Here is a 19,763-nt window from a genome sequence, read left to right as displayed (position 1 = left end):
GGCAACTTACCCGGTGACAGGGTCGAGCTCCGCTGCGCTGGTCTCCAGAGCCGTCACCGGGTTCGGCCGCACCGCAACTCCCCCGGGTAGCCGCGCGACGAACCTGCCGTCGCCCCAGCGGAACGCGAGCCCCGGCTGCGGGAAGTCCGTGCTGATCATGTGAGCACCCGAGCTCATCGCGATTGCCGGCCGGGTGTGTTCGTCGGCTTTCGCCGTCGACACCGGTTCGTCGGCGCGGGTGCGGACGAAGTAGCCGCGCCGCACCAGATCGGTGATGTATTCCGCATTGTCCCCCCGCGGATCGTTACGCATCACGAACGCCGAATCATCATGCCCCGGAGCAGGTGCTGTGAAAGCAACCCGGCCCTGCAGGCTGGGCCGACCACGCCGATAGTGGTCGCGGATGTACTCGTGATCGCCGTAGTCCAGGAAGCACAGGACGGTTCCCCGCACCTCGTCGACCAGTGGCCACCCCGTGGTCAGGATCGCTTTCTCCAGTGTCGACGCGGTCCCGCGGATCCGGTCCGGGGTGAGCAGTGCGGAGTCGCCCCACACCTGCCGGATCTGCGCGTCCAGATCGTCGAGGGTCTTCGGCGTCCACTGCGGCACGCGGGCACCCCCGGTCAGCAGCGCCCACGGCCACGACGCCTTCAGTTCGAGCTGGATGACGATCGGCACATGCGACGGATTCGCTCTCGACCAGTCCCGAATGGTCCGCAAGGCCCCACCCAGTGTCGGACAGCTGGTGCCGTAGTCGGCATCGGGGCCATGCATGACCTTGAAACCGGGCTCGTCCCAGAGCTTTTCCGGTCGAGGTCCACGCCCGCGCCACCGTCGGGCGGACGGATACCGATATCGCCCACCCCGCGGGTCGGGGTAGACATCCAGCTCGACTCCGCGCACCTGCTGCTGCTCCAACTGGACATCGAGTGGCGGATGCTCGTACCGGTACGAGTCGAGGTTCGGCCCCATCAGCAGTGGGAAGCGTTCATCAGGTGGCATCAGCTGATGGCACGAGTTGTGCGTCGCCATGAACTGGATCTGATTGAGCCGCAGGCCTGGCGGCAGTTCGTCCAGATCAGAGCCTGTCACTTCAGTAGTCGCGACATCCGCCGGTCCGCCAAGATCTTGCCACCGGTCTGGCACGTCGGGCAGTACTGGAACGAGCGGTCGGTGAACGAGACCTCCCGCACGGTGTCCCCGCATACCGGGCACGGCATCCCAGTCCGGGCGTGCACCCGCAAACCAGATCGTTTCTCGCCTTTGAGCCGGGCAACCTCTTGGCCTTCGAGTCGGCCGATCGCACCGGTGAGGACCGAGTGGATGGTCGCGTGGAGCAGGTCGATCTGATCATCGGACAGGTTCTTGGAGGTCGCGAACGGCGACAGCTTCGCCGTGTGCAGGATCTCGTCGCTGTAGGCGTTCCCGATCCCGGCGATGATCCGCTGATCGGTCAGCACCGTCTTGATCCGCGCGCCGGTCGTCGCCAGCAGCGCGGCGAACTCGTCGCGGGTCAACGCGAGGACGTCCGGACCCAGCGTCGCGATCCGCTCGACCTCGGCGGGGTCACGGACGATCCACACGGCCAAGCGCTTCTGGGTGCCGGCCTCGGTGACGTCGAACCCTTCTCCTGGCAGACCGCAATGCACACGAAGTGCGATCGGGCCTTTGCCGCCTGGCCGTGGTGGGGTCGGCGACAGGTTGTCCGACCACCGCAGCCAGCCCGCGCGGGACAGGTGGATGATCAGGTGGATCGGTCCCTCGTCGGCTCCGGATGTCGTGATGACCAGGTATTTTCCGACCCGGCCCACGCTGTCGATCACTCTCCCGGCCAGTGCGGTGTAGGGCGGATCGGCGGTTTTGAGAACTGCGAGGGATGCGACATCGACGCGTCTGATGGGTAGTCCGGCGGCACGGCCGTCGACGTAGTCGGCGATGGCCTGCACCTCAGGTAACTCAGGCATGGGTCCAGTGTGCTCTAGTAAACGGATGCGCTCCAGTGGTTCGGCGACCGACGCCGAGTTGGCCAGAATGCTGGCCGAAGGCGCGGGGAAAATCCTCGTCAACATCCGGTATCAGCAGTTGCTGCGCGGATATCTGCTCGGCGACGTCGGCGATGCGATGGCGCAGACGTGGATCGCGGCGGTCCTCGCCGAGCACCGACCCGGGGATGCCGTGTTGTCGGAAGAGGCCAAGGACACCGGTCGCAGGCTCTCCGCCGACCGCGTATGGATCATCGATCCCCTCGACGGCACCCGCGAGTTCTCGGCAGGCCGAAACGACTGGGCCGTGCACATCGCGCTCACCGAAGGTGGGCAGCCAACCGACTGTGCGGTCTCCTTACCGGCCATCGACCAGGTGTTCAGTACCGATTCCGTGCCCAAGGTGGACGGCGAACTCAGTGGGCGGATGGTCGCCAGCCGCGGCTGGACATCGTTCGAGGCCGGTCATGTCTCGCACCGCCTGGGCCTGAAGGTGATGCCGATCGGATCGGCCGGGGCGAAGGCCATGGCCGTCGTTCGCGGAGACGCCGACGCGTATGTCCACGCAGGCGGACAGTACGAGTGGGACAACTGCGCACCGGTTGGGGTCGCGCAGGCTGCGGGGCTGCATTGCAGTCGCATCGACGGGTCGGAGCTCGAGTACAACCGTCCCAACCCGTTCATGCCCGACTTCGTGATCTGCCGCCGTGAACTCCGCGACCCGATCCTGTCCGCCCTCGACGAGATCCTCTAGCTCCCCGCCCTCCGATAATGGGTCGTTCTGGCGAACAAAAGCCCTGTTCGGCTCCGCCAAAACAACCCATTATCGGGGGCCGGATCAGCGGCGGAGCAGGTAGATGTCCATGATCCAGCCGTGTCGCTCACGGGCGGCGGCACGGGTCTCGCGGATCGTCTCACCGACCTCACCGACCGTTCCTTCGATGAGTATCTCGTTGTCCAGACCCAGGTAGGCGCCCCACCAGATCTGATCCGTCGGCGCAGCGGTCTGCAGGAACGTGCAGTCGGCGTCGAGCATCACGACCTGGTTCGCCGACGCCCCGTCGGGTGTCTCATCCAGCCTGCGCCCGGTGGTGATGTGGATGGGCTCGCCGATGCGGTTGAGCAGGATCTTGTGAGCGGCGGTCAGCGAGGAGAAGCTGGTGACCCCCGGGATCACAGTGTGCTCCAGTTCGATTCGACCACGGTCGATGATGGTGTCGACGATGCGCAGCGTGCTGTCGTAGAGCGCCGGGTCGCCCCACACCAGGATCCCTCCGACCCCGTCGTCCGCCAGTTCGGTCGCCAACGCTGCTTCGATGAGATCAGCGCGGGCGTCGTGCCAGCGCCGCACCTCGGCGCGATAGTCGTCGGGGTTGCGGTCACGAGGCGGATCGGGCACCTCGACGAACCGGTAGTCGCCGTCTATGTATCGCTCGCAGATCTCCTGTCGCAAGCCGACCAGCGAGTGCTTCACGGCGAGGCCACGTTCTGGCGCCTTGTCGAGGACGAAGAACGCGTCCACCGAGTTCATCGCGTCGATGGCCTCGATGGTCACCTGCCGCGGATCGCCCGGACCGATCCCGATGACGAGTAGTTTGCGCATTGCCTCAGGGTCGCGCTTTCGGCAGACCGTGGAACCGGCCGGTGATGTCGAGGATGGCTCGACGCGGCAGCAACCGGCGTAGGGCGAACACCACCGGCGCTTTGTTTCCTTTGGCGTACAGCGGTTTCGGATCCTCGGACAGCGCGGCCTCGACGATCAGCGCCGCCATCGGCTCCACTGCGAGTCCGGCTTTCTCGTTGCGCCGCGTGGCCTCGGCGACGGTGTCGTAGTCGGCGCGGTAGGGCGAGTCGTCGGCGATGTAGTAGCCACGTCGGTCGCCGATTCCGGTCGCGATCGTGCCCGGTTCGACGGTGCAGATGGCGATCCCGAACGGAGCCAGCTCCCGGCGGCTCGCGTCGGCAAACGCCTTCATGGCGGACTTCGTCGCCGAATAGGTGGACCGGAAGGCCAATGGGAAGCTCGACAACATGGACCCGACCATCACGATGGTCCCGCTCCCGCGCTGGCGCATCCCCGGCAACACCGCCTTGGTCAGCGCGATCGGCCCGAACACGTTGGTGGCGAACAACTTCTCGATGACGTCCATCGGGGTGTCCTCGAGCGGTCCCATCTGGCTCTCACCAGCGTTGTTGATGAGGATGTCGATCGCGCCCGCCTGCTCTGCGCACCGCGCGATGCTGGCCGGGTCGTTCTGGTCGAGTTCGAGATAGGTGACACCCGCGATCGGCTTCGCAATCGCATCGGGCCTGCGACTCGTACCCAGAACGGTCAGGCCCTTGGCCACCAATTGGCGGGCGACCTCGGCGCCGATTCCGCTGGATGCGCCGGTGATCAAGACGGTTGTGCTCATCGCCCAACCCTAATGGCGACCCGCGCGCTGTGAACAACGCCACCGGCGTCTGAGAAAAATCAGTGGCGAAGCTGGGAATTACCTGAGCAGACTTAGTTGTTGTCTACAACGAGCTGTGTGGAAAGTGGGTGTTGTAAGTGGTTGTCGGAGTCACGTTGGCCCTGATCGCGGCGGTGGGTTATGGCCTGTCGTCGGTGATGCAGGCGCTCGGTGCGCGTAAGGCAGCCCGGGAGAACTCCGCCGACCACCGCATGTCGACGGCGACGGGCGCGCCCTCTCTGCGGTCCACCGCCGCGACCGCGATGACCGGCGTGTTCATCGTCGGCGCGATCTTCGACGTCCTCGGTTTCATCGCAGGAGCGGGTGCCGCCCGGATGCTGCCGCTGTTCTTGTCCCAGACGATCGTTGCCGGCAACCTTGTCATCACTGCCGTTCTGGGCATCCGTCTGCTCGGAATCAGGCTGCACACCCAGGACTGGGTTGCCATCGGCACGGTGCTGGCCGCGCTGTTGATCCTCGGAGCCGCTTCGCAGCCACACACCGCAGGCGCAACCCCACGCTCGCTGCACTGGGCCCTTCTGCTGGCGACTCTTGTGCTCGTCGGGCTGTCGATCTACGGGGTCCGGCGGATGGGACCGGCCGGGTCGGTCACCGCCGGTGCCGCTGCAGGACTGCTCTTCGGTGCGGTCGCCATCGGTGTCCGGGTCCTCGACGGTATCGATCCGTTCTCGCTGCCGACGATGCTGGCCGATCCCGCTGCCTGGGTGATCGCGATCGCCGGCGCGTCCGGCTTCTACCTCCACACCGTCGCGCTACAGCTGGGTGCCGTCAACGGTTCGACTGCTGCCCTGGTCGTCGGTGAGACCGCCGCACCGGGCATCGTCGGGGTGATGTGGCTCGGCGACTCGACCGTGCCCGGTCTCGAGTGGATGGCTTTGGCGGGCTTCACGTTCGCGGTCCTGGGCGCTGTCGCCGTGGCACTCTTCGGATCCGCCGAGGCCGAACGGTCCGCCGACGAGAACCTCGCCTCCACTCCCGAACTCGACGAATCGTTTACCGTACCGGCTGACTGCAGCTCGTTGGAGCATCCACCAGAGAGCAGAACTGGGCCGGCCTGGTGGGTCGATAGTCTGAGCGAACGCCTCCATTGGCGATGACGTCCCGGTAGGCGGCGACTGCCGGCGTGGGACGGCGAAGCAAGGCCTGGTCTGAGGTGACGTCCACCTGATACAGCCCGAAACGTGGTGTGTAGCTGCCCCACTCGTAGTTGTCGGTGATCGACCAGTAGTTGTAGCCGACGACGTTCATGCCGTCTGCCTTGGCGCGGGCCAGCCAGTAAGCGGCGTCGCGGAGCTGATCGGCCCGTCGGTATCCGTCCGGCCGCGGGGCCCCGTTCTCGGTCGGCATCCCGTTCTCCACGATGTAGAGCGGCTTACCGGGGAACTTCCGGTCGTAGTAACGCAGTGCGTAATACAGGCCGTCCGCCGAGGTCGAGGCCTTCCAGTACTCCTCCGTCGCCGCGTTGTAGGTGTTCAGGTCGGTCGCCGCGACCGAATAGTAGTAGTCGATGCCGACGAAATCCTGCTTGTCCTTGATCCGATCGAGGAACATCGAGTCCAGAACCGGCTGCACCGTGGGCAGATACGCCGAGTTCGACGTGACCCACGCCGTGGGCTGGCGGGCGTGGATGTAGTCGTAGATGGTGCGATGTGCCTGTACCAGCTGGTCGAGCATCAACGGAACATTCTGCGGCGCGATGCCACCGAAACTCAGTTCTTTGAGAAAGGTGTAGACCAGCGGCTCGTTGACCGTGATCCAGATGGGATCGAAACGCGCATAGCGGTCCACCACCTTCTTCGCATTGGTCAGCCAGTCGCGCACCATGTTCGGGTTGTTCCAGCCACCACGGTCGACCGCCCAGCCCGGATACACCCAATGATCGAGGGTGATCATCGGCCGCATCCCCGACAGCAGGATGTAGTGCATGACGCGGTCGTAGTACTCGAGTTCACGCTGATCCCAGACACCCGGCTTCGGCTGAATGCGCGCCCATTCGACACTGATCCGGTAGACCTTGACCCCCATCAGCTTCGCGTTCGTGATGTCCTCGACGTATCGATGCCGGAAGTCGACCGACGTACCCACGGGGTCGTGTACCCGGTCGGAGCTCGAGTAACGCAACCAGTTGCTGTCGGGCGACGAACCCTCGGACTGGAAACCGGCCGAACCCACGCCCCACAGAAAATCCTGGCCGAGACCGGGTGCCTGCGCATGCGCCGGCGCCGGCAGTATCGCGAGCGCGACGATTACCGGCAACGCGACCATCATCAGTCGCCGGATCAGTGTCGTTCCGATCATGAATTCCTCCCCCGAGATCTGCCTCACATCGCGAACGTCAGGTTTCCGAGCACATCGTTGCCGAGTGCGCGGTCGCCGGCGACGACGGCGACCGCCGGATCGGCCGTCGCACGCCCTGCGGTGAGACGAGCGAAGTCAGCATAATTGATCGTCACGGTCACATTGGGTTCGTCGGCGAAATCGGACACGATCGTCGCCCGGCCGTCCACAGCAATGTTCACGGTCTTCTCCACGACGCCGGTGACGACGATCCGGACGCGGCTGCCCTCCGGCGCGCCCGCCTTCTTCCCGACGAGAAACGGAAGTGCACGAAATATCTCGTCAAAGGCCAGTACCGCGCTCGATGCGTCGGCGGGCGGGGTCAATCCCAGGGTGTCCCGCAGGTCGAGCTCGTGCACCCAGCTGTCGAATATCCGGATCCGCATGAAGCGTCCGTAGGTGTCGGGTCCGGCCGGCGTGAACGAATCGGCGTCGAAGTCGTCTTGGCTCATCGCCTGCAGTGCATCGAGCCGCCGCGACGTCGCAGCGCTGAAGTCGGCGAGCACCGCGTCCCGTCCGCGAGCCCGATAGTGCTCGAGCCAGCGCTCGTTCATGGCACCGATCTCATTGTGGACGTGCGCGAACGACTCCACGTCTGCGTCGGTACTGGGCACCGGATCCCCCAGCAGCAGCAACTCCGTCGTCATGACGTGGGCGACGACATCCCCGATCGTCCACCCCGGCAGAATCGACGGGCTGTCCCACTGGTCGGCGGTGAGATCGGCCGCGATCGCCTCGATGGACCTCCAGACCGAGGCCAGCGCGGCGACCGCCGGTTCCTTCGGCACGACTGTTCGGCTCATGATTGCAGAGCATAAGGTGACTTCACCTGCGGCCGCGGCCGAACTGCGGGTACCGGCACGTGCGTGGACCCAGGGTCGGCGCCTACAGTTTGTGGGGTGACCACAGACAAGAACCTCCACGCCCAGATCACCGATCTGATCGCGCATGAAAAAGAACTCCGCACCCAGCTGACCGACGGCAAGATCACGCCCGACGAAGAGCACGCCCAGCTCCGCGAGGTCGAGGTACAGCTCGACCAGTGCTGGGACCTGCTCCGACAGCGTGACGCGCTACGCCGTTCCGGGGGCAATCCCGACGACGCCGCGGTGCGGTCCGAGAACGTGGTCGAGGGCTACCTCAACTGACTTGGTAAGTTCTCTCCCGTGCGCCCCCGTAGCTCAGGGGATAGAGCAACCGCCTCCTAAGCGGTAGGTCGCAGGTTCGAATCCTGCCGAGGGCACTGTGACATCTCCGCCGGACCACCATTTTCGTCTCCGAGGACGACCACCGAGGGCAGAACGCCCTCGGTCGTTGTTCACGGGGACGTTTCTGGTGGGCCCTCAGGGCAACGCCCTCTCGAGGATGTCGTCGTCTTCATACGTTCCGCCGATCAGGAACCTCTTGCGCCCGACTTTTCCGAAGCCGTTCTTCTCGTAGAACCGACGAGCCCTGGTGTTCAATTCGTTGACTCCGAGCCAGACCCCGGAGCCACCTCGCTCATGGGCCAGCTCCAACGTCTGCGTCATCAGCCGATGGGCGACCCCGCCTCCATGTGCGCCGGGCAGCACGTAGCACTTGCTCAGTTCCACGGTGGGTCGCAGCCTGATGGCTTCTGCGACGTCGGGGTCAGCGGGCTCACCGAACACGATCATCGTGTAGCCGCTCAGGTGATCAATGTCGTCCGCGACGACGATGACCCGCTCCGGGTCGGCCAGGTACTCGTCAAAACGCTCCTGCGACAGCTCGGTCGCGATGAAGTCAGCCTTCGCGGCCTCGGTCGTCTGCGGTGGGCAGGCCAGCGGAAAGGTGGCGGCCGCGACCACGGCGAGCGCGTGAGCGTCGTCGCGGGTTGCCTGACGGATCAACATTCGGCCCAGGCTACAAGAGTTGACCCTGAGGGCATTTCGACGCGAGCATGGCAAACTTCAGTGTTGCCGCAAGTTGCAGTAACCGGGCCCGAGGGAATCACCATGTTCAGCACCACGATCAAGCGCCGCTCGTTTCTCGCCGGGGTCGCCGGCGTCTCTGTGGCGGCAGTCGCCTGTAGCACCGACTCCGACAGCGCCGGCCCGTCGGCGAGCGCCTCGGAGACCGCGAGTCCCCTGCCGGACAGCATCAATGCCGTCCTCACCAAGCCCCGCTACACCGAGTCCGGCGCGACGTGGAGCCTGCTGGTCAGCGACGTCGAGACCGGCGAGGTGTTGTACGCCCTCAACCCTGACGACATCGCACTCACCGGGTCGACACGCAAGCTGTTCTCGGTCGGGATGGCGCTGAACACGCTGGGTGCAGACCACCGCATCAACACGCCTGTGCATCGCACGGGCTCCGTCGAGCAGGGCACGCTGAACGGGGATCTGATCCTCGTCGGCAACGGAGACCTCACCTTCGGGGGCCGTCGCATCGACGCGGACACAGTGCAGTTCACCGACTTCGATCACAACGACGCCAACAACCTGGGCACCGCGATCCCGACGCCGCAGGACCCGCTGTTCGCCATCAACGACCTCGCTGCCCAGGTCAAAGCGGCCGGCATCACGACCATCAGCGGCAACGTGATCGTCGACGACAGACTGTTCACGCCGTACCGCGTTCCCAACGGCAATTTGCTGATCACCCCGATCCTCGTGAACGAGAACATGGTCGACGTGATCGTCGATCCCACGCAGCCCGGTCAGCCGGCGACGGTCGACTACCGACCCAAATCGTCTGCCCTGACCGTCGCGGGCGCAGTCACCACGGTTCCCGCAGGGACTGACAGCACGGTGACGCTGTCCGACAACGGCCGGATCGAGTGTGTCGGCGTCGCCGGTTGCACCGGCACCGTCGGCGGCGACATCGCCGTGGACTATCAGGCACCCCTCACCGGCAACGAGACCTTCGTCGGCACATTTCGGATCGAGGACCCTGCGGCCTACGCGCGCACCGCCTTCATCGAGGCCCTGCGCCGAAACGGCATCACCATGACCGCTCAGGCCATCGGCCCCAACCCGGCTGACCGGCTGCCTGCTGCGAGCACCTACACCGACGGCAACCGCGTGGCCGCCTTCGTGTCACCGCCCTACCTGCAGCAGGCCCAGCTCATCCTGAAGGTCAGCCTCAACCTGGGCGCGAATCTGGCGCTGAGCCTGTTCGGTCTGACCAAGGGAGCGACCACCATCGACACTGCCCTGGCCGCCGAGCGGGAGACCCTCATTGCCGATTTCGGCCTCGACGGCAACCAGTTCGACTTCCCGACCAACGGCAGCGGCAGTCCCGACAGCAAGGCCTCCCCTCGAGCGCTGGTCCAGTTGCTGACCGCGATGAGCAAGACGGATGTGGCGGCCGATTACCAGGCCTGCCTGCCGGTCATGGGTGTCAACGGTTCGCTGGCCTCCACCGGCACCACGCTGCCCGGTAAGGGCCATGTGTTCGCGAAGACCGGAACGACCGTCGAACCCACCGAGGACGGCGAGGCCGTGAACCTCGTCGCCCAGAATCTCGCCGGATACATCGAGACCAAGAGCGGCCGCACGGTCGCTTACGCGCTGATGGTCAACAACGCCGGACGGCTCGACGACTTCGGGCCGGAGATCTCGTCGGTCTTCGAAGACGAGGGCGTCATCTCGAGCATCATCTACGAGACACTCTGAACACACCACCCTCACGCACCCTGACAATCACCCTTGCCATACTTGGACTCGGACATCGGCGTTCGAGAGGGGTTTCGACATCAAAAGGTTTCTGGCACCGGCGTTGATCTTCATCGGGATAGCGGCGATCACCGCGGCGATCGCGGTTCCACTGTGGTTGGTCCCCAAGCTCAAAGTGGTGCCGCTCGACCTCGACATCACCACCGTCGCGCAGTCGCAGCCCGCGGGTCTGACCGACAGCAACGACGTTCCGGCCCGGGTCTTCAACCGCTGCTCGGTCAGCGGGCCACGAGCCGAGGTGTTCGACGCTCACCTCACCCAGCAACGCCGCACCGTTGTCATCGACCCGTCCGACTCCGGTCAGGTGACCGTGCAGTCAGGACAGACGGTCCAGATCGACCGCATCCAGGATGGCGACGAGACGATCGAGCCCACCGTCGCGCCCGTCGATGGCCGACGTACCTGCGAGGATGGCGTGCTCACCGGCAGCGTCGACGTGGTTTCTCTCGACCGCGAAACCAGCAAGCCCAACGGCGAGATCAACCGCCTGCACACCATCGAGGCCCCGGAGGGCACCCGCACGATCGACGCCGAGGACAACTTCGTCGAGGCACCCCGCGAAGGATTCCAGTACAAGTTCGGATTCGACGTCGACAAGTCCGACCAGCTCTACTACGACATCAACTCCCGGCAGGACGTGCCCGCGAAGTTTGTCGGCGAGACCGAGATCAACGGTCTGACGGCCTACGAGTTCGTCAGCGAGGTCCCCGAAATCGACCAGACCCTGCTGGAGACCCCCAGCGGCCAACCGGGTCTGGGCACCTCACTCGAGATGCCGGCGAGCTGGTGGGGCATCACCGGGATACCCGCGGACGAGAAGGTCGTGATGGATCGGTTCGCGAAGGCTACGCGGCATGTGTGGGTGGAACCGAACACCGGGACAGTGCTCAACGGCCGCGAGATCCAGCAGCAGTACTTCAAGTCCCCCGGCTGGGAGGACCCCGATCTGGCGGCGCCCATCCGCGATTTCCGGATGGATGCCTTCAGCGCGACGATGGCCTGGACCGATGCGACGATCAAGCGGCAGTCCGACAAGGCGAGCGGCTACGTCGACCAACTGCGCTGGGGCGGAACGATCATTCCGATCATCATCGGCGTTGTGGGTGGTGTCGCCCTGCTGGCGGGAATCGGACTTCTGGTGCGGCGACGACCGGAGGAACCCGGCAACAGAGTTGAATGAGCACGTGCGCACCCTCGGTCTCATCGGTTTCAAACTGATCCTTGGGCTGCTCACCCTCACTGCGCTCGTCACCGAGGTGGTGGTGCTGATCGATCGCGGCACGTTCGAAGCCGCCAATTTCTTCAGTTACTTCACCGTGGAGAGCAACCTGCTTGCCTCGGTGGTCCTACTGCTCAGTGTGGGGTTGCTGGCGAGTGGACGATCGCTGGACCGGATCGCGATGCTGCGGGGCGCGAGCACCCTGTACATGCTGGTGACCGGCATCGGCTTCACCGTCCTGCTGTCCGGACTCGAAGCCACCCAGTTCACAGCGGTCGCCTGGGACAACACGGTCTTGCACTACCTGGTCCCCGTCGCGGTAGCGATCGACTGGCTGATCGATCCGCCCGCGGTGGGCATCAGTTCTCGAAAAGCCATGATCTGGTTGACCTTTCCCCTGGTGTACGTGGCATACACCTCGATCCGCGGCCCGCTCGTCGACTGGTACCCCTACCCGTTCCTCGATCCGGGCGAGAACGGTGTCGCGGCCGTGATCGTGGTCAGCATCGGCATCGCCGTCCTCGCGGCCCTGATCTCGCTGGCGCTCGCCTGGTACAGCAGATTCCGGGTGGCTACACGCGAAGCGCCAACGCCACCACCAGCCGGGTCGACTGGTCACCCAGGTCCAGCCCGGTGAGCTCGCGCGCGCGACGAAGCCGGTAGCGCAGCGTGTTCGGGTGTACATGGAGGTCGCCGGCAGCCGCCCGCACATCTCCGAACGCGTCGAGATACGCCCGCACCGACGGCACCAGCGCCGCATCGTGGGCCAGATCGTACTCACGGAGCTGAGCGACCCGCGGATCGATCAGATCAGGGTTGTCGGCGAGCAGACCCACGATCTCCCCCAGCAACACCGGCGTTCGCGACTGTTCGACGGTACTGACGACGTCGATGTGGGCGCCCTCGCGTAGCGCCGCGTCAAGAACCCGGTCGACGTCGCCGCGCAGGCCCGCCACTGCACCCAGACCTGCGGGCGAATCGGCGACGACGCCGCGGACCCGTAGACCGAACTGGCGCTGCGCCGCGGCCACGGTCACCCGCGCCCACCGCATCGCCGCTCCGGCGTCAGTCCGCGGCAACAGCACGTAGACACGATCGCCAGCGGCGGCCGTCACCGAGTCGGGCCGGAAAGCGCTGGCGTGCAACGTCAGCGCCGGCAGGTACGCCCCGGTCAGCACCGTGCCGGGATCGACGACATCCTGCCCTCCGAAACCGACGACCGCGACCGGGCCGTCCCCCGGCAAGGCCAGTGCGGATGCGAGATAGGGAACATCGACAACGTCGCCGCGGAGCCCCAGCAGGCGCTGCACCTGTTCACCGTGCGCCGACGGCACCGCCGCGGAACGCGCGATGATCCGAGCGGCCACCGCGGCAGCACCGGTGATCACCGGACCGGCGTCGTCCGACAGAGCAGTGGCACCCTGCTGTAACCACAGCGTGCCCAGATACGTTGCAGCGCCCGGCTCTCGGATCCCGATGGCGATCCGTGGCCGCAGCCCCAAGTCGGCACGTTCGCCCACCGAGACCACCTCGGCCCGGGATCGCAGGGCACTGAACACACCCCACTGCCGAAGCCAGTCGAGCATCTCCGGTGGACCCTCGCGTCCGAGGATCGACAACCGGCGCAGCGTGTCCGCCTGCTCATCAGAACTGCTGTACGCCAGCACATGCGAGTCGGCGTCCTCGATGCTCACCAGGCCGCCGGTTCGGTCGGCGACCGCTTGTGCCAGCGCAAACAGGTCGCCCGCGGTACCGCTGGCCATCGATTCCGGTGATCCCGCGCGAGACTGGTCCAGGACCCGCCCGATCAGGTTGTAGATCCGCTCCCACCGTGCGTGGGGATCCACCGCCACCACCGCGATGCCTCCGGCCGCCGCCCGTCGGACCAGGTCGGCGTCGGGCAGCTTCACCAGGATGGCCGCCGGTGTCCGGGTCCCGAGCGTGGCCAGCCACGCGATGGCCTGATCTGAATCGACCCCGACCAGCAACGCCAGCTCTGCGGCGCGGGCCGCCCGTCCGACACCGAGCAACAGGTCATCGGCGTCGAGCAGCGCGGCGGTCGACACCGGCTGGTCCAGCCCGTCCGGCGCTTCGACCAGGGTCACCATGGTGCCGTCGAGCGCGAGAAGCAGCCTTCCCAGGGTCAGCGAACCACCCGTCGGGATGGCACCAGTCCGGGTAGCACCGGTCTGGGTTGCACCGCTCGGTTGCACCATGGCGAGAAGTCCTTTGTCCGATCGGCACAAGGATAGCGCAACTCATTGTCGGATCGGCCATGGCTTCGCGGATCGCGCCGGGTTGGAATGGACACATGGACGCCATCACCACTCCCCCGATCGCCCGGAACGAACCGGTCCACACCTACGCGCCCGGATCCGCCGAACGAGACCGCATCACCGCTGAACTCGACAGGGTCACCGCGGCCGACGTCATCGACCTGCCGCACGTGATCGGTGGTGTCCATGCCGCCGGCAGCGGTGAGCGCGTCTCGGTCGTGCAACCGCACTCCCATGCAGAAGTGCTGGGGACGTTCACCAATGGCACCCACGATGACGCCCGCGCCGCCGTCGCCGCCGCCCGGGATGCAGCAGCAGGCTGGGCTGCAACATCTTTCGACGATCGCGCCGCAGTTTTGCTGCGTGCTGCCGATCTGCTGTCGGGGCCGTGGCGCGAGAAGATCGCTGCCGCCACCATGCTCGGACAGTCGAAGACGGTGCAGCAGGCAGAGATCGACGCACCGTGCGAACTCGTCGACTTCTGGCGCTTCAACGTCGGATTCGCCCGGGAGATCCTCGCCGAGCAGCCCATCTCCGGTCCAGGAGTGTGGAATCGGCTCGACCACCGGCCTCTCGAGGGTTTCGTCTATGCGATCACGCCGTTCAATTTCACCGCCATCGCCGCGAACCTGCCGACCGCTCCCATGTTGATGGGCAACACCGTCGTCTGGAAACCGTCACCCACCCAGACCTACGCCGCCTACCTCACGATGACACTCCTCGAAGCCGCCGGGATGCCACCCGGGGTGATCAATCTCGTTTCCGGCGACGGGATCGCGGTGTCGGACGTGGTGCTGGCCGATCCGAACCTCGCCGGTATCCACTTCACCGGTTCCACCAGGACGTTTCAGCACCTGTGGCGGGAGGTCGGCTCGAACATCGACCGGTACCGCACGTATCCGCGTCTCGTCGGCGAGACCGGCGGCAAAGACTTCGTCCTGGCCCACACGTCGGCGAATCCCGATGTCCTGCGCACTGCGCTGATCCGCGGGGCGTTCGAATACCAGGGTCAGAAGTGTTCGGCCGCCTCACGCGCCTACATCCCGAGGTCGGTGTGGGACAAGATGGGTGACGACTTCCTTCAGGAGACCAACGCACTGCGCTACGGCGACGTGCGCGACCTGAGCAACTTCGGTGGCGCGGTGATCGATCAGCGGGCCTTCGACACCTCGGCCTCCGCAATCGAGCGCGCGAAATCCGTCCCGTCCCTCACGGTCGCGGCCGGCGGGGGGCACGACGATTCGACCGGCTTCTTTGTCCAGCCGACAGTCCTGCTGAGTGACGACCCCCACGACGAGTCCTTCCGCACCGAGTACTTCGGTCCCATCCTGGCGGTGCACGTCTACCCCGACAACGACTTCGAATCGATGGTGCAGGAGGTGGATTCGAGTGCCCGTTACGCCCTGACCGGCGCCGTGATCGCCGACGACAGGACGGCGGTGAGCACCGCGATGTCGGGGCTGCGCAACGCCGCAGGAAACTTCTACATCAACGACAAACCTTCTGGAGCGGTCGTCGGCCAGCAACCGTTCGGCGGCGCACGGGCATCGGGGACCAACGACAAGGCGGGATCGAAACAGAATCTCATGCGGTGGACCTCCACCCGCACCATCAAGGAGACCTTCGACCCGCCGACATCGTCGTCCTATCCGCACATGGCAGGTGAATGAACATGGCTGCACCGACTGCCGCCGTGGCACGCAGCGTCATCATGGCCGCCGCCCGGAGTGAACGGATCAAACGCACGGCCGAGCGGATCCCAGCCACCCGAAACGTGGTGCACCGCTTCGTGCCCGGTGAATCATTCGACGACGTACTCGGCGCAGGGGCGGGCCTGCTCGAGTCGGGTCGAACGATCAGCATCGACTACCTCGGCGAGGACACCACCGACGAGTCACAGGCCGACGCAACGGTACAGGCATATCTGCGGCTCATCGGGATGCTCGGCGACCGGGAGGTGGCCGCGCAAGGTCACCCGCTGGAGGTCTCATTGAAGTTGTCGGCACTGGGTCGGGCGCTGCCGCGGTACGGCGAGAAGATCGCTCTGGAGAATGCCCACCGCATCACCAGCGCGGCAACACAGGCCGGTGTCTGGGTCACCGTCGACGCCGAGGACCACACGACGACGGATGCCACCTTGCGGATCGTGCGCGAGTTACGCGCCGACTTCCCAGAACTCGGCACCGTGTTGCAGTCCTATCTCCATCGCACCGAGGATGATTGCGCCGAATTCTCTGATCCCGGGTCACGAATCAGGTTGTGCAAGGGGGCATACGCCGAGCCGGCAGACGTTGCGTTCCAGAGCAGGGCCGATGTCGACAACTCCTACCTGAGATGTCTGCGCATTCTGATGGACGGCAGCGGTTACCCGATGGTTGCCAGTCATGATCCCGCGATGATCGAGGCGGCCGAGGAACTGTCCGCAGCCGCCGGCCGCGGGGCCGACGAGTGGGAACATCAGATGCTCTACGGGATCCGTGACGGTGAACAGGTCCGACTCGCGCAGGCCGGCCGTCAGGTCCGCGTCTATCTTCCTTTCGGTTCCCAGTGGTACGGATACTTCATGCGCCGCCTCGCCGAGCGTCCGGCCAACCTCACGTTCTTCTTGCGAGCGTTGGTATCGCGGGGTTAGCCCATTCCCGAATTCGCGCCACCTGCGTGCGTGCGCGCCGGTTGCAACTGGCGCGTACGCGCACAGGTGGCGCGAATTTTCGGCGAGGCCTAGTACCCGATGAAGCGATCGGTGTGCACGCGCCACGGCTGCCACCGGAGCTGGGGCTCGGCGCGGATCAGCATCGGCTTGAGAGCCGCCAGCATCGCCGGCGGTCCGGACAGATAATAGTGCGCCCCGGGGCGGGCGATGGAGTCGATCTCCTCCACGCTCACCAACCCTCCGACGACGGTGATCACCTGGGCTCCAAGGTTCTTCGCGGCATCGAGAACGTCCGCGTACACCAAACGATCGTCGCTGTTGGCGGCGTAGATCATCGAGACGTGGGACAGATCGCCACCGGTCTTGGCCGTCAACTCGGCAAGCATGGATCGGAACGGGGTGACGCCGATGCCACCGGCAATGAAGACGGTGGGGGTCGACGTCTTGCGGGGCAATCTGAAGTCGCCTCCCACCTCATCGACGTACAACGTGGTGGTGGAGCCGTCGATCAGCCTCTTCTTGAAGGCCGACGGCTCACCGATCGCGGTGAACCCGAAGCGGGTATGGGTTTCCGACGGCGCTCCGGCCAGCGAGAGCACCCGCCGGGTGCCCTGCTTGTCCGGCGTCGGACTCCAGGTGGCCGCCGAGATCTGCGCCCACTGTCCGGGCGCAAAGCGCAGCGGTGGCGTGGCCAGGACCTCGTACGTGTCCACCCCGATCGGCCGCACCGAGTCCACGGTGAGCACTGTACGTCGCCACCGCATCCCGACGACGAACGTGAACAGACTGCCCGCGAGCAAGGCGATCTCAGGAACGAACGCCAGCGTGAAGTCGGACGTGATCTCGAACGTCTGACCCCAGAACATCAGGACGGCGACGAGAGCCGCGTAGAGCACCTTCGGGATCCGCGTCGCCGGAGAGGTCAGTGGTTCGGTCAACATGATCGCCGCCACGAACAGCAGCGGTGTGGACGTGAAGCCCAGATCGAGTGCATCGCCGATCGGAGTGTCGGCATCAAGTGCCACGACGATGATCGTCAGGACCGATACCGCGACGTACACGCCGACGAGCCACCCTTCGCGCAGCTTCCACACCACAGCGGCACCGACCACGATCATGGCGATCAGCAACGGTTCAGCGGCCACCCACCAGACCGGGTACTCGAACGGCCCGATGGAGAAGTAGGCGAGGAGGTAGCTGATCACCGCACCCGCCACCGCAGGGTTCACGATGTGGCGCCGCCGCACGGCCAGGGCGTACTTCGAGGCACTCGCGACCGCGGCGGCCAGGACGAGTCCCCACGCCGCGTCGGAATCGGTGACGCCCGGGAAGATGAAGAACAGGATGAGCGCAGTGATCAACCACGATTCGCTACCCGGCGGTACCCGTACGACTGCCGCACACGCGTAGGTGACGACGCCACAGACGACCACCAGAATCGCCAGCGATCCGACCAGCTGTGTTGCGGTGTAAGCGAAGTCGGTGTCCGAGGCCGCAACGGCCAGCGAGTACACGGCCAGAACCACCAAGGCCAGCAACACGAAGCGGTACATCGAGATCCGGTCGATGAGTCGGACGAACTTCATAGAAAGAGCTCCAGTTCTCGGGCATGTGAATGCTCCACGCTGCCATTTGCCCGCACCACCACGTAGTCGAAGCGATAGTCGCGCAACAGCTTCTGCGGAGAGGAGAAGAACAGTGCGGTCGACAGACCGTCGGCGGTCATGGTGTCGTCGGCGATCACCCAGGTGGCAAGTACCTCTCGGGTGGGTCTGCTGCTGCGCGGGTCCACGATGTGGTGCCAATCGGCCCATGCTCGCCGATTGCCGGCCGAACCGCAGATCGCGTTGTTCTCGATCATCACCGTGCCGATGGCCTTCGTGGGATCTGTCGGGTGCTCAAGGGCGATGCGGTGCGGCGCTGCACCGGCCCTGATGTCTCCGCTGCCGTTGACGAGGTACTCGTCGAACCCCGCGTCGGCGATAATCTTCGAGACCTGGTCGACGGCAAAGCCCTTTCCGCTGGCGCCGACGTCGATCAGCGCTGGTCGGCTCGTGCGGAGGGTCCCCTGCCAGCCGGCGATGACATCGTCCCAGGCAGGTACCCCCGCGACCGTGTCCGCAGGCCGCAGGGCATACCCGGCGCCGTACCCGGCATCATCCAAGGTTTGTCCCACCAACGGCGTCACGAGCCCGTTCGTGACCTCGTACAGCCGTCGATGCAGGTCGAGCATCGGCTGATCGGATTCGGCGATCGGGTACTCCCCCGCGGTGCGGGCGATCTCGGCGACCACCGAGTCTGACCGGAACCTCGACCACACCTGGTCGATACGGGCCAGTTCGACGGCGATCTGCGCGCGGAGCGCCTCGGAAAGCGGCGTAGGCACCGTGATGTCCCACGCCGTCCCGAGAGCACTGAACTCCCACACGGACACCGCCGTCGACCCGCTGATCACGCCTTGGCTTCGCTCTTGATCTCGTCGATCGCGTTGTTGAACCCGCCGGAGGTCAGCGACGATCCGGAGACCTTGCTGACGTCGAGCTCATCGATGCTCTTGCCGACGACGAGAGAGTCGATTCCACTGGCGAACTTCGCCTGGAACTCGGCGGAGGTGCCCTTGGTCTGGCTGGTGTCGAGGGTGAGCGCTGTGATAACCGAGTTCGACAGGGTGACTGTGACACCGACCGACTGCTCACCACCGGGTGAGTTGTAGGTGCCGGTGGCCGAGTACTCACCGTCGGCATACGGGGAGGTCGAGCCGCCCTGTGCCGCTGTCGATTCCGCGGCGGTCGAGCCCGTCGTGGTGGATGTCGCTGCTGCCGTGGTGGTCGACGCAGAGGTGCTGCCGCCGTCGTCGCCGCAGGCGGCAATCGCAGCGCCGGTCGCCGCGATCACCGCGGCGACCTTGCCCGCGTTGACAATTCGGCTCGTTGCAGATGAAGTGATGGTCGAAGTCATGGTGTCCATAGTGCCTGGTGAGAGTCGACCGCGGTCCGTTTGGCGGGACTTTGACAGGAATCTCTCAGAACTCAGCCAGCTTTAAGCGCGGGCGTGTTATCCCTGCCCACCGGCCCTTTTCCGCCATAGTCCAGCCCTGCGCCTCGGCCCTTGATCTGGTCGATCGCAT

The 19,763-nt window shown here is 65.5% G+C and carries 19 protein-coding genes and 1 tRNA gene; 9 read left to right on the top strand and 11 right to left on the bottom strand.

Annotation, left to right across the window (positions count from 1 at the left end):
- Positions 1 to 6: 6 nt before the first annotated feature.
- Both BH683_RS24565 and BH683_RS24560 read right to left on the bottom strand, forming a co-directional pair.
- On the bottom strand, positions 7 to 1,092 hold the full coding sequence (locus BH683_RS24565) for a Ca2+-dependent phosphoinositide-specific phospholipase C (protein WP_246833574.1): 1,086 nt from the start codon (positions 1,090 to 1,092) through the stop codon (positions 7 to 9).
- Positions 1,089 to 1,964 carry a DNA-formamidopyrimidine glycosylase family protein gene (locus tag BH683_RS24560; RefSeq protein WP_084838899.1) on the bottom strand — a complete coding sequence of 292 codons (876 nt, stop codon included), beginning with the start codon at positions 1,962 to 1,964 and terminating at the stop codon, positions 1,089 to 1,091. The genes BH683_RS24565 and BH683_RS24560 overlap by 4 nt, the downstream gene beginning before the upstream one ends.
- A gap of 25 nt (positions 1,965 to 1,989) precedes the next feature.
- Between BH683_RS24560 and BH683_RS24555 the strand changes: the two genes are divergently transcribed.
- Positions 1,990 to 2,736, top strand: coding sequence for a 3'(2'),5'-bisphosphate nucleotidase CysQ (locus BH683_RS24555; RefSeq protein ID WP_246833573.1), 747 nt, complete (start codon positions 1,990 to 1,992; stop codon positions 2,734 to 2,736).
- Between the two features lie 84 nt (positions 2,737 to 2,820).
- On the opposite strand, the gene cobF is transcribed toward BH683_RS24555, so the two are convergent.
- Positions 2,821 to 3,585: a precorrin-6A synthase (deacetylating) gene (gene cobF, locus BH683_RS24550; RefSeq protein ID WP_084838897.1), complete on the bottom strand. Its 765-nt coding sequence runs from the start codon at positions 3,583 to 3,585 to the stop codon at positions 2,821 to 2,823.
- Between the two features lie 4 nt (positions 3,586 to 3,589).
- Entirely contained in the window at positions 3,590 to 4,396 is an 807-nt protein-coding gene (locus BH683_RS24545) for an SDR family oxidoreductase (RefSeq protein ID WP_084838896.1), read from the bottom strand.
- 137 nt (positions 4,397 to 4,533) lie between these two features.
- On the opposite strand from BH683_RS24545, the gene BH683_RS24540 reads away from it, so the two are divergent.
- Positions 4,534 to 5,553 carry a hypothetical protein gene (locus BH683_RS24540; protein WP_084838895.1) on the top strand — a complete coding sequence of 340 codons (1,020 nt, stop codon included), beginning with the start codon at positions 4,534 to 4,536 and terminating at the stop codon, positions 5,551 to 5,553.
- Here BH683_RS24540 and BH683_RS24535 read toward each other — a convergent pair.
- The gene (locus BH683_RS24535) at positions 5,450 to 6,754 is read right to left on the bottom strand and encodes a family 1 glycosylhydrolase (protein ID WP_084838995.1); all 1,305 of its coding nucleotides are present in this window, start codon (positions 6,752 to 6,754) and stop codon (positions 5,450 to 5,452) included. The genes BH683_RS24540 and BH683_RS24535 overlap by 104 nt on opposite strands.
- Before the next feature lie 23 nt (positions 6,755 to 6,777).
- The gene (locus BH683_RS24530) at positions 6,778 to 7,596 is read right to left on the bottom strand and encodes a maleylpyruvate isomerase N-terminal domain-containing protein (protein WP_084838894.1); all 819 of its coding nucleotides are present in this window, start codon (positions 7,594 to 7,596) and stop codon (positions 6,778 to 6,780) included.
- Positions 7,597 to 7,692: 96 nt separating this feature from the next.
- On the opposite strand from BH683_RS24530, the gene BH683_RS24525 reads away from it, so the two are divergent.
- Entirely contained in the window at positions 7,693 to 7,941 is a 249-nt protein-coding gene (locus BH683_RS24525; protein ID WP_084838893.1) for a DUF2630 family protein, read from the top strand.
- 22 nt (positions 7,942 to 7,963) lie between these two features.
- Positions 7,964 to 8,036 (top strand) — tRNA-Arg (locus BH683_RS24520).
- A 100-nt stretch (positions 8,037 to 8,136) separates the two neighbouring features.
- Here the strand turns inward: BH683_RS24520 and BH683_RS24515 are convergent.
- Positions 8,137 to 8,664, bottom strand: a complete 528-nt coding sequence (locus tag BH683_RS24515) for a GNAT family N-acetyltransferase (RefSeq protein WP_084838892.1) — start codon at positions 8,662 to 8,664, stop codon at positions 8,137 to 8,139.
- A 102-nt stretch (positions 8,665 to 8,766) separates the two neighbouring features.
- Here BH683_RS24515 and dacB point away from each other — a divergent pair, with 102 nt between their 5' ends.
- From dacB to BH683_RS24500, 3 genes are all read left to right on the top strand, one after another.
- Entirely contained in the window at positions 8,767 to 10,428 is a 1,662-nt protein-coding gene (dacB, locus tag BH683_RS24510; protein WP_143696125.1) for a D-alanyl-D-alanine carboxypeptidase/D-alanyl-D-alanine-endopeptidase, read from the top strand.
- A 103-nt stretch (positions 10,429 to 10,531) separates the two neighbouring features.
- Positions 10,532 to 11,668 (top strand): DUF3068 domain-containing protein, encoded by a 1,137-nt coding sequence (locus tag BH683_RS24505; RefSeq protein ID WP_168187114.1) that lies wholly within the window; start codon positions 10,532 to 10,534, stop codon positions 11,666 to 11,668.
- A 4-nt stretch (positions 11,669 to 11,672) separates the two neighbouring features.
- On the top strand, positions 11,673 to 12,344 hold the full coding sequence (locus BH683_RS24500; RefSeq protein WP_084838889.1) for a Pr6Pr family membrane protein: 672 nt from the start codon (positions 11,673 to 11,675) through the stop codon (positions 12,342 to 12,344).
- On the opposite strand, the gene BH683_RS24495 is transcribed toward BH683_RS24500, so the two are convergent.
- The gene (locus tag BH683_RS24495) at positions 12,280 to 13,815 is read right to left on the bottom strand and encodes a helix-turn-helix domain-containing protein (RefSeq protein ID WP_246833586.1); all 1,536 of its coding nucleotides are present in this window, start codon (positions 13,813 to 13,815) and stop codon (positions 12,280 to 12,282) included. The genes BH683_RS24500 and BH683_RS24495 overlap by 65 nt on opposite strands.
- A 203-nt stretch (positions 13,816 to 14,018) precedes the next feature.
- On the opposite strand from BH683_RS24495, the gene pruA reads away from it, so the two are divergent.
- Together pruA and BH683_RS24485 are read left to right on the top strand one after the other, a co-directional pair.
- The gene (gene pruA / locus BH683_RS24490) at positions 14,019 to 15,653 is read left to right on the top strand and encodes an L-glutamate gamma-semialdehyde dehydrogenase (RefSeq protein ID WP_084838993.1); all 1,635 of its coding nucleotides are present in this window, start codon (positions 14,019 to 14,021) and stop codon (positions 15,651 to 15,653) included.
- Positions 15,654 to 15,655: 2 nt separating this feature from the next.
- A complete protein-coding gene (locus BH683_RS24485; protein WP_084838994.1) occupies positions 15,656 to 16,615 on the top strand; it encodes a proline dehydrogenase family protein in 960 nt (319 codons plus the stop codon).
- 89 nt (positions 16,616 to 16,704) lie between these two features.
- Here BH683_RS24485 and BH683_RS24480 read toward each other — a convergent pair whose 3' ends face one another.
- Genes BH683_RS24480 through BH683_RS24470 form a run of 3 tightly spaced genes read right to left on the bottom strand, consistent with a single transcriptional unit; the run spans position 16,705 to position 19,594 of the window.
- Complete coding sequence (locus BH683_RS24480) at positions 16,705 to 18,222, bottom strand: FAD-dependent oxidoreductase (RefSeq protein WP_084838887.1); 1,518 nt, start codon at positions 18,220 to 18,222, stop codon at positions 16,705 to 16,707.
- Complete coding sequence (locus tag BH683_RS24475; protein WP_246833572.1) at positions 18,219 to 19,091, bottom strand: FAD:protein FMN transferase; 873 nt, start codon at positions 19,089 to 19,091, stop codon at positions 18,219 to 18,221. The genes BH683_RS24480 and BH683_RS24475 overlap by 4 nt, the downstream gene beginning before the upstream one ends.
- Positions 19,088 to 19,594, bottom strand: a complete 507-nt coding sequence (locus BH683_RS24470; RefSeq protein ID WP_246833571.1) for an FMN-binding protein — start codon at positions 19,592 to 19,594, stop codon at positions 19,088 to 19,090. Before BH683_RS24470 ends, BH683_RS24475 begins: the two co-directional genes overlap by 4 nt.
- Between the last annotated feature and the right edge of the window lie 169 nt (positions 19,595 to 19,763).

Source organism: Williamsia sp. 1138, assembly GCF_002095435.2.
Classification (GTDB): Bacteria; Actinomycetota; Actinomycetes; order Mycobacteriales; family Mycobacteriaceae; genus Williamsia.
The sequence above is the reverse complement of the archived record's forward strand: the minus strand, read 5'-3'. Positions and strand labels throughout refer to the sequence as shown.